This is a genomic window from Flavobacterium sp. 140616W15, assembly GCF_003668995.1.
In the GTDB taxonomy this organism is placed as follows: domain Bacteria; phylum Bacteroidota; class Bacteroidia; order Flavobacteriales; family Flavobacteriaceae; genus Flavobacterium.
On the sequence record NZ_CP033068.1, the window covers coordinates 2,505,543 to 2,523,972 of the forward strand.

Annotated in this window: 14 protein-coding genes; 13 read left to right on the forward strand and 1 reads right to left on the reverse strand. The window is 32.6% G+C overall.

All coding sequences use genetic code 11. From position 1 onward, the window contains the following. Positions 1 to 3: 3 nt before the first annotated feature. The 6 genes from EAG11_RS10655 to EAG11_RS10675 all read left to right on the forward strand — a co-directional run bounded on the left by EAG11_RS10655 (position 4) and on the right by EAG11_RS10675 (position 8,741). Complete coding sequence (locus EAG11_RS10655; RefSeq protein ID WP_129539156.1) at positions 4 to 729, forward strand: thioredoxin domain-containing protein; 726 nt, start codon at positions 4 to 6, stop codon at positions 727 to 729. A 313-nt stretch (positions 730 to 1,042) separates the two neighbouring features. Continuing rightward, positions 1,043 to 2,305: a YeiH family protein gene (locus tag EAG11_RS10660; RefSeq protein WP_129539157.1), complete on the forward strand. Its 1,263-nt coding sequence runs from the start codon at positions 1,043 to 1,045 to the stop codon at positions 2,303 to 2,305. A gap of 40 nt (positions 2,306 to 2,345) precedes the next feature. Continuing rightward, positions 2,346 to 3,536, forward strand: coding sequence for a sulfatase-like hydrolase/transferase (locus tag EAG11_RS22625; RefSeq protein WP_256387057.1), 1,191 nt, complete (start codon positions 2,346 to 2,348; stop codon positions 3,534 to 3,536). Next, positions 3,503 to 4,000 (forward strand): sulfatase/phosphatase domain-containing protein, encoded by a 498-nt coding sequence (locus tag EAG11_RS22630; protein ID WP_256387058.1) that lies wholly within the window; start codon positions 3,503 to 3,505, stop codon positions 3,998 to 4,000. Before EAG11_RS22625 ends, EAG11_RS22630 begins: the two co-directional genes overlap by 34 nt. A 336-nt stretch (positions 4,001 to 4,336) precedes the next feature. Next, a complete protein-coding gene (locus EAG11_RS10670; protein ID WP_129539158.1) occupies positions 4,337 to 7,333 on the forward strand; it encodes a TonB-dependent receptor in 2,997 nt (998 codons plus the stop codon). Positions 7,334 to 7,343: 10 nt separating this feature from the next. Continuing rightward, positions 7,344 to 8,741 carry a RagB/SusD family nutrient uptake outer membrane protein gene (locus EAG11_RS10675; RefSeq protein ID WP_129539159.1) on the forward strand — a complete coding sequence of 466 codons (1,398 nt, stop codon included), beginning with the start codon at positions 7,344 to 7,346 and terminating at the stop codon, positions 8,739 to 8,741. Positions 8,742 to 8,816: 75 nt separating this feature from the next. Here EAG11_RS10675 and rocD read toward each other — a convergent pair whose 3' ends face one another. Further along, positions 8,817 to 10,067 (reverse strand): ornithine--oxo-acid transaminase, encoded by a 1,251-nt coding sequence (gene rocD / locus EAG11_RS10680; RefSeq protein WP_129539160.1) that lies wholly within the window; start codon positions 10,065 to 10,067, stop codon positions 8,817 to 8,819. Positions 10,068 to 10,301: 234 nt separating this feature from the next. On the opposite strand from rocD, the gene EAG11_RS10685 reads away from it, so the two are divergent. From EAG11_RS10685 to EAG11_RS10715, 7 genes are all read left to right on the forward strand, one after another. Beyond that, positions 10,302 to 10,754: an Lrp/AsnC family transcriptional regulator gene (locus EAG11_RS10685; protein ID WP_129539161.1), complete on the forward strand. Its 453-nt coding sequence runs from the start codon at positions 10,302 to 10,304 to the stop codon at positions 10,752 to 10,754. Positions 10,755 to 10,776: 22 nt separating this feature from the next. Then, positions 10,777 to 12,279 carry a M20/M25/M40 family metallo-hydrolase gene (locus EAG11_RS10690; RefSeq protein ID WP_129539162.1) on the forward strand — a complete coding sequence of 501 codons (1,503 nt, stop codon included), beginning with the start codon at positions 10,777 to 10,779 and terminating at the stop codon, positions 12,277 to 12,279. A 217-nt stretch (positions 12,280 to 12,496) separates the two neighbouring features. Further along, positions 12,497 to 13,159 carry a cyanophycinase gene (locus EAG11_RS10695; RefSeq protein ID WP_242499146.1) on the forward strand — a complete coding sequence of 221 codons (663 nt, stop codon included), beginning with the start codon at positions 12,497 to 12,499 and terminating at the stop codon, positions 13,157 to 13,159. A gap of 2 nt (positions 13,160 to 13,161) precedes the next feature. Next, the gene (locus tag EAG11_RS10700; RefSeq protein WP_129539163.1) at positions 13,162 to 15,363 is read left to right on the forward strand and encodes a penicillin acylase family protein; all 2,202 of its coding nucleotides are present in this window, start codon (positions 13,162 to 13,164) and stop codon (positions 15,361 to 15,363) included. A gap of 101 nt (positions 15,364 to 15,464) precedes the next feature. Further along, the gene (locus tag EAG11_RS10705) at positions 15,465 to 16,238 is read left to right on the forward strand and encodes a dienelactone hydrolase family protein (protein ID WP_129539164.1); all 774 of its coding nucleotides are present in this window, start codon (positions 15,465 to 15,467) and stop codon (positions 16,236 to 16,238) included. Positions 16,239 to 16,280: 42 nt separating this feature from the next. After that, entirely contained in the window at positions 16,281 to 17,345 is a 1,065-nt protein-coding gene (locus tag EAG11_RS10710) for a DUF3667 domain-containing protein (protein WP_129539165.1), read from the forward strand. Positions 17,346 to 17,352: 7 nt separating this feature from the next. Beyond that, a complete protein-coding gene (locus EAG11_RS10715; protein WP_129539166.1) occupies positions 17,353 to 18,369 on the forward strand; it encodes a M28 family peptidase in 1,017 nt (338 codons plus the stop codon). The last annotated feature ends 61 nt before the right edge of the window (positions 18,370 to 18,430 follow it).

Here is an 18,430-nt window from a genome sequence, read left to right on the forward strand (position 1 = left end):
ACTATGAAAAATTCAAAACTTAAAAATAGCCTCACAGCACTCGTCTTGCTATTTACACTAATCGGTTTTTCACAAGATAAAAACCCGAATGTAGTACCATTGGAAGTATTTTATACAAAAATAAAAAGTCAAAAAAAACCTCAAATAATTGATGCACGAGGTGCTGATGAATTTGCTCTGAACCATATTAATGGCGCTGTCAATTTTAATTTACAATCCGAAAATTATGCCAAGCATATAGCTTCATTAGACAAATCAAAACCTGTGTTTATCTATTCAATTGGAGCTGGGCGAAGTGTAGCCTTAGAAAAAGAATTATTAAAGAATGGCTTCAAAGAGGCCTACAGTTTAGAAGGGGGAATTGCAAACTGGATTGGAAATGGAAAACCATTTTATGCTAATCCCGATAGCTATCGGGATAAAAGTAAATTATCCTTAACTGAATACAATAAAATTATTGCCGATAATAATACTGTTTTAGTAGATATTGGATCTAAATACTGTGCTCCATGTAAAAAAGTAAAACCTATTTTAGAAACAATTCGAGCGCAATATGGTAGCAATTTAAAAATTGTTGAAATCGAACTCGAAGACAGTCCACAGGTAATTGCAGATTTAAAAACCATAAACGTTTTCCCAACCTTGCTTTTATACAAAAAAGGAAAAATCATATTCAAAAAAGAAGGTATTAGCGATTTAAAAAATGATCTTGATGTGGCTTTGAATTAAGGTTTAAAAAAAGGTACTAAGGTTCTGAGTTCCGATAGCTATCGGAACAAAGGTTCAAAGATTTCCTGTAGAGACGCACCCCAATGCGTTTAACCATTCAAGGATTTGAAAAAAGGTACTGAGGTTCTGAAGTTCAAAGGTTTCCTGTAGAGGCGAACCACAGTTCGTCTAACGATACAAAGGCTTTATAGAAATAAATAATCCTTCAAATCCTTTTAATCTGTGGCAGAAAAAGAAGCAAAGGTCTTACGCAAGATTATCATACCTGCAAGTTCAAAAAAGACCTTGCAGGAAAATAAATAAAAATATTAAAATGTCAATTAAAACAAAACAATATATCATTCACGAAGATTGGACAGTAGTTCTTTTAGGATTTTTAATAATAGGGATATCGCTTTTTATTTTTCTTCCTTCTGTACCTGTATTCAAGTGGTCGGATGGAACAGATTTGCTAAATAGTGTATTCAATTCCGGAAATCTACAAATCATTGGATTGCAATTTATATACCTCATTTCAATAGGTACAATCGGTGCTTTTTTAACTGGAAAGTCGGTCAAAAATTTTCTATTTGGCTTTCCAATCGTTTATATATTAACCGTAAGTGCATTGATTATTGCTGGGAATACTACGATAAAAGGATTCAATCTAGAAGCTGTAATTTTTAGTTTGATTATTGGTTTAGCTATTGGTAATTTATTTAAACTTCCAGAATGGTTTCGTTCCGCTCTTTCTACAGAAATATTTGTAAAAATAGGATTGGTCTTATTAGGAACCAGTGTCATCTTTTCAGATATCCTTAAAGCAGGCACTTTAGGATTAGCCCAGGCTCTGGTAGTAGTAGTATCAGTTTGGTACTTTGCTTTTTGGCTGTGCAAAAAATTAAAAATCGATGATGAGTTAACCATGATGATTTCCAGCGCAGTTTCCATCTGCGGAGTATCGGCAGCTATTGCAACTTCAGGTGCTATCAAAGGAGATTCCAAGAAACTTTCTTATGTTATTTCGATGGTATTGGTGACTGCAATTCCTATGATGATTTTCATGCCTATTATTGCTAAATATTTCAACTTCCCCGAAGAGGTAACTGGAGCTTGGTTAGGCGGAAGTATAGATACCTCAGGAGCTGTTGTTGCATCGGGCTCACTAGTAGGAGAAACGGCACTAAAAATAAGTACGATTGTAAAATTCTCTCAAAATGTATTATTAGGATTAGCCGCTTTTGCCATATCCGTTTATTGGACCTATACACATAATAAATCGGCCGAAGCTGTTGCATCAAAACCTACATTAGGAGTTATTTGGGAACGTTTTCCAAAGTTTGTCATTGGTTTCATAGCCGCTTCCTTAGTTTTTTCGTTCCTGCTTACATCTGAAGTTCGTGAAGAAGTTAAGGACAGTTTAAAGAATTTACAAGGCATTTGGTTTGCTCTGGCTTTTACAAGTATAGGTTTAGAAACCAATTTTAAAGATTTACTAAGCAACAACAGTAAAAAACCATTATATGCCTTTTTAATAGCACAGTTATTCAATGTAATTATTACACTGATAATAGCCTTATTGTTATTTAGTAATTAAAATTACAGGCAAGAGTTTGCCAACAAAAATTTAAAATAAAATGAAGAAAACATTTATTACACTAAACCTCTTGCTTTCGGCAGTTGTTATAGTTAACGCACAAAATAAAATAACTCCTGAAACTTCAAAACCAAACATCATCCTCATTATGGTTGATGATATGGGGTATTCGGATTTAGGGAATTATGGTTCAGAAATAAAAACACCAAATCTCGACAAACTAGCCAAAGAAGGATTGCGTTTAAGAGAATTTTATAACAACTCTATTTGTGCTCCAACCAGAGCTTCCTTATTAACAGGACAATATCAGCATAAAGCTGGTGTTGGATTCTTTGATGTAAATCTTGGATTGCCAGCATATCAAGGGTATTTAAACAAAGAATCATTAACTCTGGGAGAAGTTTTCCGCTCTGGAGGCTACAGCACTTTATTATCAGGAAAATGGCATGTAGGTTCTGAAGATCAAGCACAATGGCCAAACCAAAGAGGATTTGATAAATTTTACGGAATCTTAAAAGGGGCTTCAAACTATTTTGACACCAAACCCTTGCCATTTGGGAAAACACCTTACCCAGTAAAATTGATAAAAAACAATGTCGAATTACATCCAAAAGATGATTCGTATTATTTCACAGACGAAATAGGGAATAATGCAGTAACATTTTTAGAAGAACAAAATAAAGAAAACAAACCTTTTTTCTTGTATTTAGCATTTACCGCTCCACATTGGCCATTACAGGCGAAACCAGTAGATATTGCTAAATACAGAGGGAAGTTTGATGAAGGTTGGGATATATTAAGAGAAAGAAGAATTGAAAAACTAAAAGAGAACGGAATCCTTCAGGCTGATCAAACTATTGGTCCAAGAGATCCCGAAGTTCCAGAATGGAATAAACTAACTTATGACGAGAAGCAGTTTTGGAAAGCTAAAATGGAGGTTTATGCAGCTATGGTCGATAATATGGACCAGAATGTTGGAAAAGTTTTAAATGAGTTAAAAGCACTTAAAAAAGACAAAAATACGTTGATTATTTTCATTTCTGATAATGGTGCGCAAGGCGGTTTTAATAGCTACAATCAATTAAACAGAGGTCTTGTAAGAAATACTGGGCCAGTAGGAACATCAGGATCATTTGATTATCAAGAACAAAACTGGGCTTATTTATCTAATACTCCATTACAACAATATAAAATAATATGCACGAAGGAGGTTTTAGCTCTCCGTTTATAGCATGGTACCCATCGCAAATAAAAGCAGGAAGAATTGATAAAGGAACTGGTCATATTATAGACCTCGCTCCTACCTTTTACGAATTGGCTGGAATAGAATACCCAAAAGAATACAATGGTGTTGCCTCAAATCCTTTGGTTGGGAAGAGTTTATTATCTGTTTTATTTAATAATGTTTCACAGGTTGACAGAGGCGCACCATTGTTTTGGGAAAGAGCAGGAAACAGAGCTGTACGAGATGGCAAATGGAAACTAGTCTCGATATATCCATCCTACGAATGGTTACTTTATAATTTAGACACAGACAGAGGAGAAACTTCTAATGTAGCGCAACAAAACCCTGCTGTTGTAAATCAACTATCAGAAAAATATTTTGATTGGGCAGCTAAAACTGGAGTAGTCGAATATAGCAAGTTCAAACTAAAAACAGAGGTAATGCCAGGTGGAAATCCTTTAAAGAAATAGTTGCTTTTTTTGATATTTTAAGCAATTATAGACAAAAAGCGATAGTCTAACAGCTATCGCTTTTTATATTAAACTAACAAATAATAGATATATAAAGAAAATACACGCAAATAAAACAACAATAAGGTTAAATAGCAACAGTAAAAACAATAAAAAGGAAACAAAAATTAAATTATTAATAATATCTTTAACTAATTTTAACAAAATTGCACAAATCAAATCAATATTGTTACGATTTACACAAAAACAAAATTATTTGTGATTTTTTATGTTAAAAAAAATTATAAATTAACATATAATTAAGACATTTGAGTATTAACCTTAAACTTTAAAAAAATGAAAATTAACTTAAAGTATTATTTGTGGCTTTTGTCGGTATTAATTATGCAAATAGCCAATGCACAAGAAGGATTCATATCTGGCAAAGTTACCGATGTTAAAAAAATTCCTATTCCTGGAGTAAATGTCCTCGTAAAAGGAACGAAGATCAGTACTCAAACTGATTTTGACGGAAAATTTAAAATAGCAGCAAAAAAGGGAGATATTTTAATTGCTAGCTATGTAAGTTTTACCACTGTTCAGGCACCTGCATCAAATTTAATGACAATTGAATTAACCGAGACCCAAAATGAACTTGATGCTGTGGTAGTTGTAGGTTACGGAACACAGACTAAAAAGAATTTAACAGATAACATTGCGCGTGTTACCGCAAAAGACATTCAACAAGTCCCTGTTTCCAATTTTCAAAATGCCTTGGTTGGTAAATTAGCAGGAGTACAAATTACTCAAACCAATGGTAAAGTAGATGGTGGAATGAACATTAGAGTACGTGGGGCTGCCAGTATTAGTGCTAGTACACAACCTTTGTATGTATTGGATGGAATTCCTTTAATTACTGATGATGAATCAGGAAATGGATCACCAACAAACCCGCTTTTAACCTTAAGTACAAACGAGATAGAATCTATTGATGTACTTAAAGACGCTTCTTCTGCAGCTATTTATGGTGCTAGAGGTGCCAATGGAGTTATTATTATAACAACTAAAAAGGGTAAAGAAGGTAAAGGAAATTTTTCTATAAATCTTTCTCAAGGAGTAAGTGAAGCTACTCATACAAGAAAATGGTTAAACGCAACACAATATGTAGAATTATTACGAGAAGCTGGTACAAACGTAGGCAGATTAGCAAGAGTTGAAAGAGAATTAGAGTTTTTATCACAAGGAACTGATTGGAGAAATGGAGAAGTAAACACCGACTGGCAAAAAGAAGCCATTAAAACGGGTTATACTACCGACGCTGATTTCTCTGTTTCTGGTGGTGATGACAAAACTAAATACTACTTTTCAGGAGCATATAACAACACTATCGGAATTGTTGACAGTAATAATTTAGAAAGAATTACTGCTAGAACTAATGTATCGCATAAAGTATCAGATCGTTTTACTGCTGGTATGAATATCGGATTTTCTAGATCTATAATTCATAGAGTTCAAGATGACAATGCATTTGCTACTCCACTACAATCTGTTGCACAAGCACCAATTTCGCCTGCAAGATTACCAGACGGAACTGCAAATCCAAATACAGAATATGCGAATTATTTGTTAGTTAAAGACAATTCATTCTGGAAAACTATCATGAGAAGAGTTATCGGAAAAGTATATGGAGAATATAAAATTTTACCTTCTTTAAAATTTAATTCTGATTTTTCATATGATCTTTTATCTCAAACTGAAGATTATTGGCAAGGAAAAAATGCTCCTTTTATGGCCACTGATGGGGCTGTATTTGCTACATCTGTAAATACTGAAAATTATGTTTCAAGTAATTATCTTACCTATGATAAAGTATTTGGAGAAAATCATGTTGTGAATGCACTAGTAGGTATGGAATTTAACAAATACAATCGTCGTTATCAAGATGTTGGTAGTATTTATTTCCCTAATGATGGCTTTCAAACTGTAGATGGTGGTGCAGAAGTTAATGAAGGACATGGTCGTGAAACTGATTTTGTTTTTCTTTCTCAATTCGTAAGAGTCAATTACTCGTATGCCAATAAATATTTATTCAAGGCAAGTATCCGTCGTGATGGTTCCTCTCGTTTTGGAGAAAATGAGAGATTTGGAATATTCCCAGCATTCTCAGCAGGTTGGGTTATGTCACAGGAAAATTTCTTAAAAGACAATACTATTTTAACCTATTTAAAATTAAAAGGAAGTTGGGGTAAAGTAGGAAATGCAGAGATCGGGAATTTTGCTTCTCGTCAATTGTACCAAACAAATCCGTATAACTTAAAATCAGGTCTTACATTTCAACAACCAGGAAACAAAAATCTTACGTGGGAAAAATCAACACAAACTGATGTAGGTGTTGAACTAGGATTTATAAACCGAATCAATCTTGAAGTAGATTATTACCAAAAAAACACTGATGGTCTTCTTTTTGAAGTACCATTGTCTTTAAGTTCAGGAGCAGGTACTACACCTTCAATTAATAAAAATATTGGTGAAGTAGAAAGTAAAGGTTTCGAATTTACTTTGAATACAAAAAACATTGAAACAGAAAATTTCAAATGGAATACAAGTTTCAATATCACTACAAATGAGTCTAAAGTAAAATCTTTACCTAATAACAATACTGATATTATATCAACACCAACTATAAATAGAGTTGGAGAAAACATTTCTTCTTTTTACTTAGTAGAATATGGTGGTGTAGATGTTCAAAATGGTGATGCTCTTTTTGTAAAAAATACTGTGAATGCAGATGGAAGCATCGATAAAAGCACCACAAACAACTACAGCGAGGCATCTAGAATTATAGCAGGAAACCCTTTTCCTACATTAATGGCTGGTTTAACCAATACAATAAACTATAAAGGATTTGACTTTACATTTACATTTCAAGGAGAATGGGGAGCTAGTATCTATAATTCAGCTGGGCAGTATATGTCAACAGCAGGAGATTACTTTGATAATCAAACAATTGATCAATTAAATCGTTGGCAAAAACCTGGAGATATCACAAATGTTCCTCAAGCTAGATATGGTCAAGGAAACGGAATTGAAAATTCTACTCGTTATTTAGACAAAGCAGATTTTGTTCGTTTAAGAAACCTAACTTTTGGATATACTCTTCCTAAAGATGTAACAAAAGATCTTGGAATGAGTAGTTTAAGAGTCTATTTTACAGGAGTTAATTTGCTAACCTTTACAAATTACGAAGGTTATGATCCTGAAGCTAGACGAGATGATAATCAATCTATTGGCCAAGAATTTTACTCAGCTCCTCCTGCAAGAACAATCGCAATGGGAATAAATATTAATTTTTAATACAACAAAGATGAAATCATATAAATTAATACTATTTATGCTTTTTGCAATCTTACTTACAAGTTGTGAAAACGAATTAGATCTTGATCCCAAACAGACAGAAGATGCTGATCAAACACTAAACACAGAAGAAGGTATAACTCAAATTTTGACAGGAGCATATGCCTTAGCTGCCAATGGTAACGCATATGGCGGAAGAATTTTATTATATGCTGATTTACTAGGAGTTAGTGCATCTGATGAAACAACAGACCTGGAATGGACTGGTACCTTCGGTGAATTAGAACAAATGTATTACAAATCAATGCTAGCTGACAATGTAATTATCCAAGGAACTTATTCTAGATGTTACGAAATCATCAATGCGACAAACACAGTTATCGATAACATCGATAAAGTAAAAGATCCAAACAAACGAGCTGTTATGATTGGAGAGGCTAACTTTTTAAGATCATTGGCTTATTTTGATCTCGTTCGTTTCTTTGCAAAACCTTATGAAAAAGGACAGACGAATAGCCAATTAGGTGTTGTTATTAGAGAAAAAGCGATATACGATTTTAACGTCGATTTATCTAAGGAAAGAAGTACAGTTGAAGAGGTATACAAAGTAATCATCGACGGTTTAAATCTTGCTTATACTAATCTACCAGCAGATAATACTTTTTATGCAGACAAATATGCGGCAAAAGCGTTACTAGCTAGAGTCTATCTACAACAAAGTAACTATGCTGGTGCCAGAGACGCTGCAAATGATGTAATTGAAAATAGTGGCCATCGTTTATCTACAAATTATGCTGCTGCTTTTAATCATGACACAGATCAGACAGAAGATGTCTTTGCTATTCAAATTACAAAACAGACAGGCTTAAACGATTTAAATACTTTTTATGCTTCTCAGAATAATGGCGGACGTGGAGGTGATTTCTCTATTAGAGATCATTATTTAGAAAAATTTACAGACCCTAATGATGAAAGGAGCACTTTTAATTATTTTGATGAAGCAAGCGAAACAGTGCTAACATCAAAATTCACTGATCAATTTGCAAATGTTACTACTATTCGTTTAGCTGAAATGTATTTAATAAGAGCTGAAGCCAACTTTCAAGAAGCTACAAATGTTGGTAATACTCCTCTTGATGATATAAATTTTATCAGAGCAAGAGCGAATGCAGGTGATTTACCTTCGGTAACTATAGATGATATTTTACTCGAAAGAGAACTAGAACTAGGAATGGAAGGATTCTTAATTCATGATATCAGAAGAACAAAACGTTCTATCGATATAAGCGAAAGTGGAGATGGATCAGATTTAATCCTTTATAACGCTGCTAATTTAGTGTTCCCAATTCCACTAAAAGAAATGGATACTAATAAAAAAATTACTCAGAATCCAGGATATAATTTCTAAGTAAAACCACTATAAACCTAAAAAACCATTCGTTAAACGAATGGTTTTTTTATATCAATTTTGTAAATTATAGATTTAGTTTCTAAAATCATTCAATGATTTCTCGATAATTTCCAGACACTCTTTAATTTGAGATTCTGTCATTACTAATGGTGGTGCTAGTCTAATTTTATTTCCATGAGTCGGTTTTGCTAATAATCCATTATCTCTAAATTTAAGACAAATATCCCAAGCCAAGTCAGAATCCTCACCACAATTTATTACAATTGCATTCAATAATCCTTTACCACGAACTAGTGTGATTAAATTATTTCTTTCAGCAATTTCGTTTAGACCTTTTCTTAAAATAATTCCCAAACGCTCTGCATTTTCAGCTAGGTTTTCATCTTTAATTACTTCAAGTGCTGCAATTGCAACTGCAGCAGCAACAGGATTTCCTCCAAAAGTAGATCCGTGTTGTCCAGGTTTAATAACATTCATAATTTCGTCATTACACAAAACAGCAGAAACTGGATAAACTCCACCAGAAATTGCTTTACCTAAAATTAAAATATCTGGTTGTACATTTTCATGATGAACCGCCAATAATTTTCCTGTACGTGCAATTCCAGTCTGAACTTCATCTGCAATAAATAATACATTATGTGCTGCACACAATTCTTTTGCTTTTGCTAAATACCCTTCAGAAGGAACATAAACTCCTGCTTCACCTTGAATTGGTTCAACCAAAAATCCAGCAATATTTGTTGATGATTCTAAAGCTTTTTTAAGAGCTTCAAGATTGTCATATTCTATTTTTATAAATCCATCTGTAAATGGTCCGAAGTTTTTACGAGCAGTTTCATCATTAGAGAATGAAATGATTGTAGTTGTTCTTCCATGAAAATTATTCTCACAAACAATAATTTGTGCTTGATTTTCAGGAATACCTTTCACTTCATAAGCCCATTTTCTACACACTTTAAGTGCAGTTTCTACAGCCTCAGCACCAGTATTCATTGGTAAAACTTTATCAAAACCAAAATATTTGGTTACATATTCTTCATAAGGACCTAATTGATCATTATAAAAAGCACGCGAAGTCAATGTAAGTTTTTGAGCTTGATCAACCATGGCTTTCACAATTTTCGGATGACAATGTCCTTGGTTAACTGCTGAATAAGCAGATAAAAAGTCATAATATTTCTTTCCATCTACATCCCAAACATAAACACCTTCACCTCTTTCTATAACAACTGGAAGAGGGTGATAATTATGAGCTCCATACTTATTTTCTTTTTCAATCAAGATTTCTGATTTTGATGAAAGGTCTTGTTTTGTTTGCATGATAATTTATTTTTTAAAACTTTATCTACAAAAATAACCATTTTTATATATTTTACAACAACAAAAAGTTATTATGACTCATAATTTATTTATTTTACAAAAATATAAACTTTATCAATACCTAATTAAGTCATATTTAAACACAACTATTCTAGATTCTCTTATTTGAAAATCATAAAAAATAATTACTTTTATAACTAACAGAAACAATCATTTTTAATTCAAAAGAAAACAATGGATATATTAGACGAATTCGATATTAGCATCATAAAAGAGTTAGAAAAAGATGGCAGAATGGCCTTCTCCTCTATCGCTTCAACTCTGAAAATTTCGAACACGATGGTACATCAACGAGTTAACCGACTAATTGATCACGGTATTTTAACCGGAATTAAACCTGTTGTTAATGAGAAAAAAATTGGATACGATTGGGCATCATTTACAGGAATTACACTTAACAAAGATTCAGACTCAGATCGCGTAATACAAGCCTTAAAGGAAATCCCTGAAATTACTGAATGTTATTTTGTAACAGGTTCATTTACGCTTTACATAAAAATTATAGCTACGAATCATGAACACATGAGAAAAATACTCTACGAAAAAGTTGATAGTATTCCTGGCATAGCTAAAACTGATTCTATTATAGAATTAGGTTGTGCTTTTAAGCGAAATATTACTTTATAATCAACCTTATAAACTAAAAAATATGCGATTACAATTCCTTTTATCAGTTATTTTATTATTCTGTAATTCAGTCTTGTTTTCGCAAACTAATCTTTCAAATCCATCCAAAAGTGATTTCTCAGGAACGCTATCTATCTTGGCTTCTGACTGGATGGAAGGCCGGGGAGCTACTCAAAAAGGAGGCGTTATGGCTTCTGAATATATTGCTTCAATGATGGAATTATACCAATTAGTTCCTTATAGTGTAAAATCTGGATATTTTCAAAATTTCAGAATTCGTGAACATACCGTAAAAAAAACTTCTTTTGAAATAATAAAAGAAAACAGAGAAAGGTTTGTGCTTTCTCCAGAAAATGATTTTCAAGTTACACCAATAGCACAATCATTACAAAAAGAAGCTCCAATAGTTTTTGCTGGCTACGGATTAAGTCTAACCAAAGAGGGCTATGATGATTATAAAAACCAAAATGTAAAAGGAAAAATTGTTATTGTTTTAAAAGGGTTTCCAGGACATCAGGATAGTACTTCTGCAACATATCAGAAATTTAAAAAATTATTCCCAGAAGAAAATAATCTAGAAGAAATCAAGTTACAAACAGCTATCAATAAAAATGCAATTGCTTTAATTATCATAAATGAAAACGGGGATTATAAACCTAAAAACGCTAAAGAAAACGAAATTTTTCATTCATTAGAAAACCCAACTACAACATCAATTCCAATTTTTAAGTTAAGTAAATCAGCCGCCGAAAAACTCTTTTCTGGAAGTGGCATTTCATTAGAATCATTTGAAAAGGATTCTACAAAAAAAATAAAATCCTCTTCTACTCTATTAAAAAAGACAAAAATTAATTTTACAATAAATTTAGAATCCGAAACCTTTCCTGTTCGAAATGTTATAGGAATGATTCGAGGAAAAGACACTACTAAAACTATTATTGTAGGGGCACATTACGATCATTTAGGAATCATAAATGACACAATCTATAATGGTGCCGACGATAACGCTTCGGGAGTTTCGGGAATGTTGGCATTAGCCAAGAACTGGTCTGAATCAAAAATAAAACCACCGTGCAATATCTTATTTACTTCTTGGACTGCAGAAGAAATGGGACTTTTAGGGAGCCAATATTTCATCCAGAATTTCGATCTAGAGAAACAAAAAATACTACTCGCTATTAATATGGACATGATATCGAGAAGCGCTCCAGAAGATAAAACCCATCGAGTTTTAAGCATTGGAACACAGGAAGGAAGCGATAGTTTAAAAGAAATAGTTACTTTTAGCAATAGCAAACTTTCTAAACCTTTTACACTCGATCTTTGGGAAACCAATGGACATACTGGAAGTGATTATGCCTCTTTTGCAGCTAAAGGAATTCCTGTTATGACTTATTTTAGTGGTTTCCATGATGATTACCACTCCATGCGGGATGTAGCTTCAAAAGTAGACTTAGACAAAATAAAAGATGTTCTTTTTATAGTAAATACATCTCTCTTAAGATTTATTGCAAATATGCCTTAACTAAACCAAATAAAACCATGAAAAACCAGCTACTATTCAAATGCTTGTCAAAAAAACAACTATTGATTTCACTCTTATTCATGAGTTGCCTTCTTCAGGCACAAACACCTAAAGGAAAACTATTTATAATTGGCGGTGGAGACCGATCCGATAATTTGATGAAACAAGTCTTAAGTGTTGCCGACTTAACAAAAAAGATTACATCGTCGTTTTACCAATGTCTAGTGAAGAACCAGATAGCTCCTTTATCTTTTTTAAAACACAAATGCTAAAATTGACAACAAATCCAATTGTAATGTTCAATTTTAATAAAGAAACTGCACAAAATAAAACATTAACTGACTCGCTACAGAAGGCAAAACTAATTTTCATAAGCGGAGGCGACCAAACACGTTTTATGAATATTGTCCAAAATACTCCAATAAAGACTGCTATAAAAAAAGCATATGAAAACGGAAGTACAATTTCGGGTACAAGTGCAGGTGCAGCAGTTATGTCGGAGAAAATGATAACTGGAAATCAAAAGTTACAAAAAGAATATTCCGGAACTTTTGATAATATTAGATATGATAATCTAGAAACCTCTGAAGGTCTAGGATTAATAAAAACGGCCATTATCGATCAGCATTTTTTAAAGAGAAATCGTTACAATCGACTCCTAACAGCTTTAGTCGAGTTTCCAACTTTAACCGGAATTGGAATTGATGAAGCTACCGCAATTATTGTTCGAAATAATCAAGTTGAAGTTGCAGGCGATAGCGAAGTTATTGTAGTTAGAAATCCTAAAGGAATTTTAAAAGCTAAAAATAACAACCTGATATCCATAGAAAGTTTACAAATGAGCATTTATACGCCTGGTCAAAAATTTAATATCAAATAACTATGTTCAATTACCTTCAAATAATAAAACTAAGCTTTGTTCTTTCTTGCATAAGTTTTCAAATTTCTGCGCAGAAAATAAACACAAAAGAGATTAATCGTCTTGAGAAATTAGCACAGCAAGTCACTATAATTAGAGATAATTGGGGAATTCCACATGTTTATGGGAAAACTGATGCCGATGCTGTGTTTGGATTACTATATGCACAATGCGAAGATGATTTTAAGCGAATTGAAATGAATTATATTGAGAAACTAGGGCGCCTTTCAGAAATAAAAGGACAATCTGTTTTATACAATGATCTAGAAATACGCCTTTTAATTGATACACAAGAAGCAAAATCAGATTATAAAAAAGCACCTGTCTGGCTCAAAAAACTTTTAAATAGCTATGCTGATGCAATCAATTTTTATTTATACAAACATCCAGAAGTAAAACCAGCTCTTTTAACTCATTTTGAACCATGGTTTCCTTTGCTTTGGACAGATGGAAGCATTGGAGCCATAAGCACTGCTGATCTTACAACAGGCGAATTAAAAGCATTCTATTCTGGAAACAATGACAAAGTAGCTTATGTAGAAAGAGAAAAAAATGTCCAAACTGGTTCAAATGGTTTTGCCTTTTCACCATCAAAAACAGCTGATGGAAATGCTATTTTATACATTAATCCCCATACCACTTTTTACTTTAGACCTGAAGTACAGGTAACAAGTGAAGAAGGACTAAATGCATACGGAGCAGTAACTTGGGGACAGTTTTTTGTTTACCAAGGTTTTAATGACAATTGTGGTTGGATGCACACATCATCAAATGTAGATGTTGCTGATATGTATGCCGAAAAAATCATTACTAAAAACAATAAACTATTTTATGAATTTGATAAAAATCTACTGCCTGTTATCGAAAAAGAAATTACAATACACTATACTGAAAATGGAAAATTAATTCCTAAAAAATTCAAAACTTACTTTACCAATAACGGACCAATTATGGCCAAACGTGATGGGAAATGGATTAGTTTAAAATCGAATAATCGATCGATGACAAGTCTAATTCAGAGCTGGGTGAGAACAAAATCAACCAATTTTGAGGAGTATAAAAAAGCGATGGATTTAAAAGCCAATACTTCTAATAATACTGTTTATGCAGATAACAAAGGAAACATCGCCTATTGGCACGGAAATTTTATCCCTATAAGAGACAAAAACCTCAATTGGGCAAAAGTCGTTGATGGTTCCGTTTCGTCAACACAATGGAAAGGCCTTCATGACGTAAATGAAACAGTACATGTATATAATCCGGTAAATGGGTGGTTACAGAATTGCAATTCTACTCCTTATTCAGTAGCAGGAGAAAACAGTCCAAAAAAAGAAAACTACCTACCGTATATGGCACCGGATGGGGAAAATTTCAGAGGAATAAATGCTGTCCGCATATTTAGTAAAGGAGATAATTATACCTTAGACAAAGTAATTGCTGATGGATATGACACTAAATTATCCATTTTTGAAATTTTAATTCCAAGCTTAATTACTGTATTTGAAAAAAACATAAAACCTTCAGATCCTGAATATGCTGATTTAGCTGAATCAATTGCTATACTAAAAAACTGGGATTATTATGCCAAAGAAAATTCTGTAGCAACAACATTAGCTGTTGAATGGGCGTATAAATTAGATCCAATAATCTTAAAAGCATATATCGATGAAGGCGAATTGGATCAGGTTGAAAACACTAAAAATTTCACAAAAAATGCAACCGCTGCTCAACTAATACCACAATTGCAATCTGTCTTAAAAGATCTGAAATCAAAATGGGGAACATGGAAAGTAGCTTGGGGCGAAATTAACCGCTTTCAACGTTCTAACGGTGACATCGATTTAAAATATGACGATTCAAAACCAAGTTTACCAATTGCTTTTGGTCCAGGTTCGTGGGGAAGTTTGCCTTCTTTTAAAAGCAGTTACCAAAATGATTCTAAAAAACGTTACGGATACAATGGTAATAGTTTTGTTTGCGCTGTAGAATTTGGTTCAAAAATAAAGGCAAAATCATTATTAGCAGGAGGAAACAGTGGTGATCTAAGCTCGAAACATTTTGCAGACCAAGCCGAAATGTATCAAAAAGGAGCATTTAAAGAAGTCTTGTTTTATAAAGAAGATGTCATTAAAAATGCAGAAAAAACCTATCACCCTGGTAAATAATTTTTATCCTAATAATCAGCATGCAAAAAACTTAGAAGAAATACATTTTGAAATTTTTTTGTAACATAAAATTTCTAATATTTGTTTAAATTTATGAAACTATGAAAAAATTGCCCCTTCTCTTATTTACTATTATACTTTTTTGCAACACTATGAGCGCACAATTAAAACCAGTAAAGTATACTGATGGAAGTCAGGTTTTAAACGGGCTTGCCATTAACCCTACAACAAAAAGCAATGAAAATCCTGGAATATTAATCCTTCCTGCTTGGAAAGGTATTGATAATGCATCTAAAGAAATTGCTGAAAATTTAGCCAATCTGGGATATCATGTTTTTATTGCAGATATATACGGACAAGGGAACTATCCAAATGATAATACTGAAGCAGGTAAGCTATCTGGATATTATAAGAGTAATTTTAGTATTTACCAAAACAGAATTAATCTAGCTTTACAACAATTAGTAAAATCAGGAGCCAATGTTAATAACACTGTTATAATTGGGTATTGTTTTGGAGGAACAGGTGCTCTTGAAGCTGCAAGAGGTCATCTTAATGTACAAGGAGTTGTTTCCTTTCATGGTGGCTTAGGGAAAAATATTAAGCGACCAGCGCAACCTATTACTGCAAAAGTTTTAGTATGTCACGGTGCGGATGACCCATATGAATCAAAAGAAGAAATTAACTCTTTTCAACAAGAAATGCGTGATACCAGAGCCGATTGGCAAATGATTTATTATGCAAATGCTGTACACTCGTTTACCAATCCCGAAGCAGGAAATGATAATTCAAAAGGAGCTGCATACAATGAAAAAGCCACAAAACGTTCATTTGAACATTTAAAACTTTTCTTAAATGAAGTCTTGAAAAAATAATTATAACTATCTCAAACCAAAAAATACCAAACCAAATTTTTTATGTCAAAAAGCGCTTTAAGAAAAGACAAAACATGCCTGAATTGCAGACACGTTGTTGAACAAAAATTTTGTCCCAATTGTGGGCAAGAAAATACAGATACTCGAAAAACATTCCACCATTTATTTATCCATTTTTTCGAAGATCTAACGCATTATGAGAATGCTTTTTGGCGTACAATTATAAATCTTTTATTTAAACCGTCAGCTCTTACCAAAGAATATCTTTCGGGAAAACGCTTGTCTTATTTAGCACCAGTTCGATTATATATTTTCATCAGTTTTATTACTTTTCTTTTAATTGCAATGTTTCCTATTCATGTAGATGAAGATAAAAATGAGTCTCTTAAAACAGAAAACATAGAAAAACAAACTACAACCATTACCAATTCGCTAAAAGAGAACAAAGATGTAAAAGCCTTATTAGATTCTAAATCAATATCTAATGAAGACAAAAAAGCTATTCAGGATGCTTTAAATAATCCCAAATCACAAGAAAGAAGCTTAATAAAATTTGGATATAAATCTGTTAATGAACTAGATTCAATTCAAAAATATGGCCCTAAATCAAAAAAACTTTCTGACTTTAGTTATTGGCTAAACAGAAAAGTTCAAGTTATAAAAGATAAAAATACAGGTCGGGAAGTAATCGAGAAATTTATAGAGTCATTTATACACAATTTACCTAAAGTTTTATTTATTATCATGCCTTTTTTCGCTTTCTTCTTATGGATCTTTCATAATAAAAAACGTTGGTATTATTTTGATCACGGTATATTTACCCTTCATTATTTTTCATTTCTATTGCTAACATTTTTAATTCTGTTCTCAATTGGAAAAATAGGTGATCTAATAAACTATCCTCTTATTTCTACCATAATTAATTATTTCACATTTATTGGAATGGTATGGATGTTTTATTATTTTTTCCCAGCTCACCATCGTTTTTATGGAGAATCGAGAATAGTATCATTTATTAAAAGTATAACATTGCTCTTCGTAAATTCATTTTTTATATTATTTTTACTAATTGTATTCGCTTTTTACACATTCATCAATTTACACTAAACAAGAAATGAAAAAAATTATAATTTTATTGTTAATTGCTTCAGCATTTTCATGCAAAAACACCCAAAGTGTAACTGCTAAAGACAATTCGGATCCAACCAAATACATGAATACCATAACAGCTGCCGAATTAAAAAAGCATCTTTATATCGTAGCATCAGATGAAATGGAAGGAAGAGAAACTGGCTCAAAAGGACAAAAAAAAGCAGGTGTTTATCTTATTGATCAATACAAAAAAGATAAAGTCCCTTTCCCTAAAAGCGCAACCGATTACTACCAACACGTTCCAGCATCTTACTTAAATGCCAAAAGAAATCAGAATCTACCAGATTCAGAAAACATATGGGCGTATATTGAAGGTACTGAAAAACCAGATGAAGTACTAGTTATTTCGGCTCATTACGACCACGTAGGAGTAAAAAATGGCGAAGTCTATAATGGTGCCGATGATGATGGATCAGGAACTGTTGCCTTGTTAGAAATGGCTCAGGCATTTGCAAAAGCAAAGAAAGAAGGACATGGACCAAAACGTTCTATTCTTTTCTTGCATGTAACTGGAGAAGAACACGGCCTACATGGTTCCCGTTTTTACTCAGAAAATCCATTGTTCCCTATTGCAAACACAATAGCCGATATTAATATCGATATGATTGGACGTCGCGATGTAGAACATGCAAATACCAATAATTATGTATATGTAATTGGTGCTGATAGATTATCTAGCGATTTACATAATATCGTAGTAGCTCAAAACGAAAAATATACTAAAATCGATTTAGATTTTAAATTTAATGATCCAAAAGATCCAAATCATTTTTATGAGCGTTCAGATCATTATAATTTTGCTAAGCTTGGTATTCCATCAGTATTCTTTTTTAATGGCGTTCATGAAGATTATCATAAAAAGGGAGATAAGCCTGAAAAAATCGAATACGATGCTTTAACAAAAAGAACCCAATTGGCATTTGTAATAGCTTGGGATTTGGCAAATAGAAGTAACAGACCTGTAGTTGACAAGAAGTAAGTTTCTTTTGATATTCAAAGACTTAATGAGCTTAACAAAAAAAAGGATGAGTAAATACTCA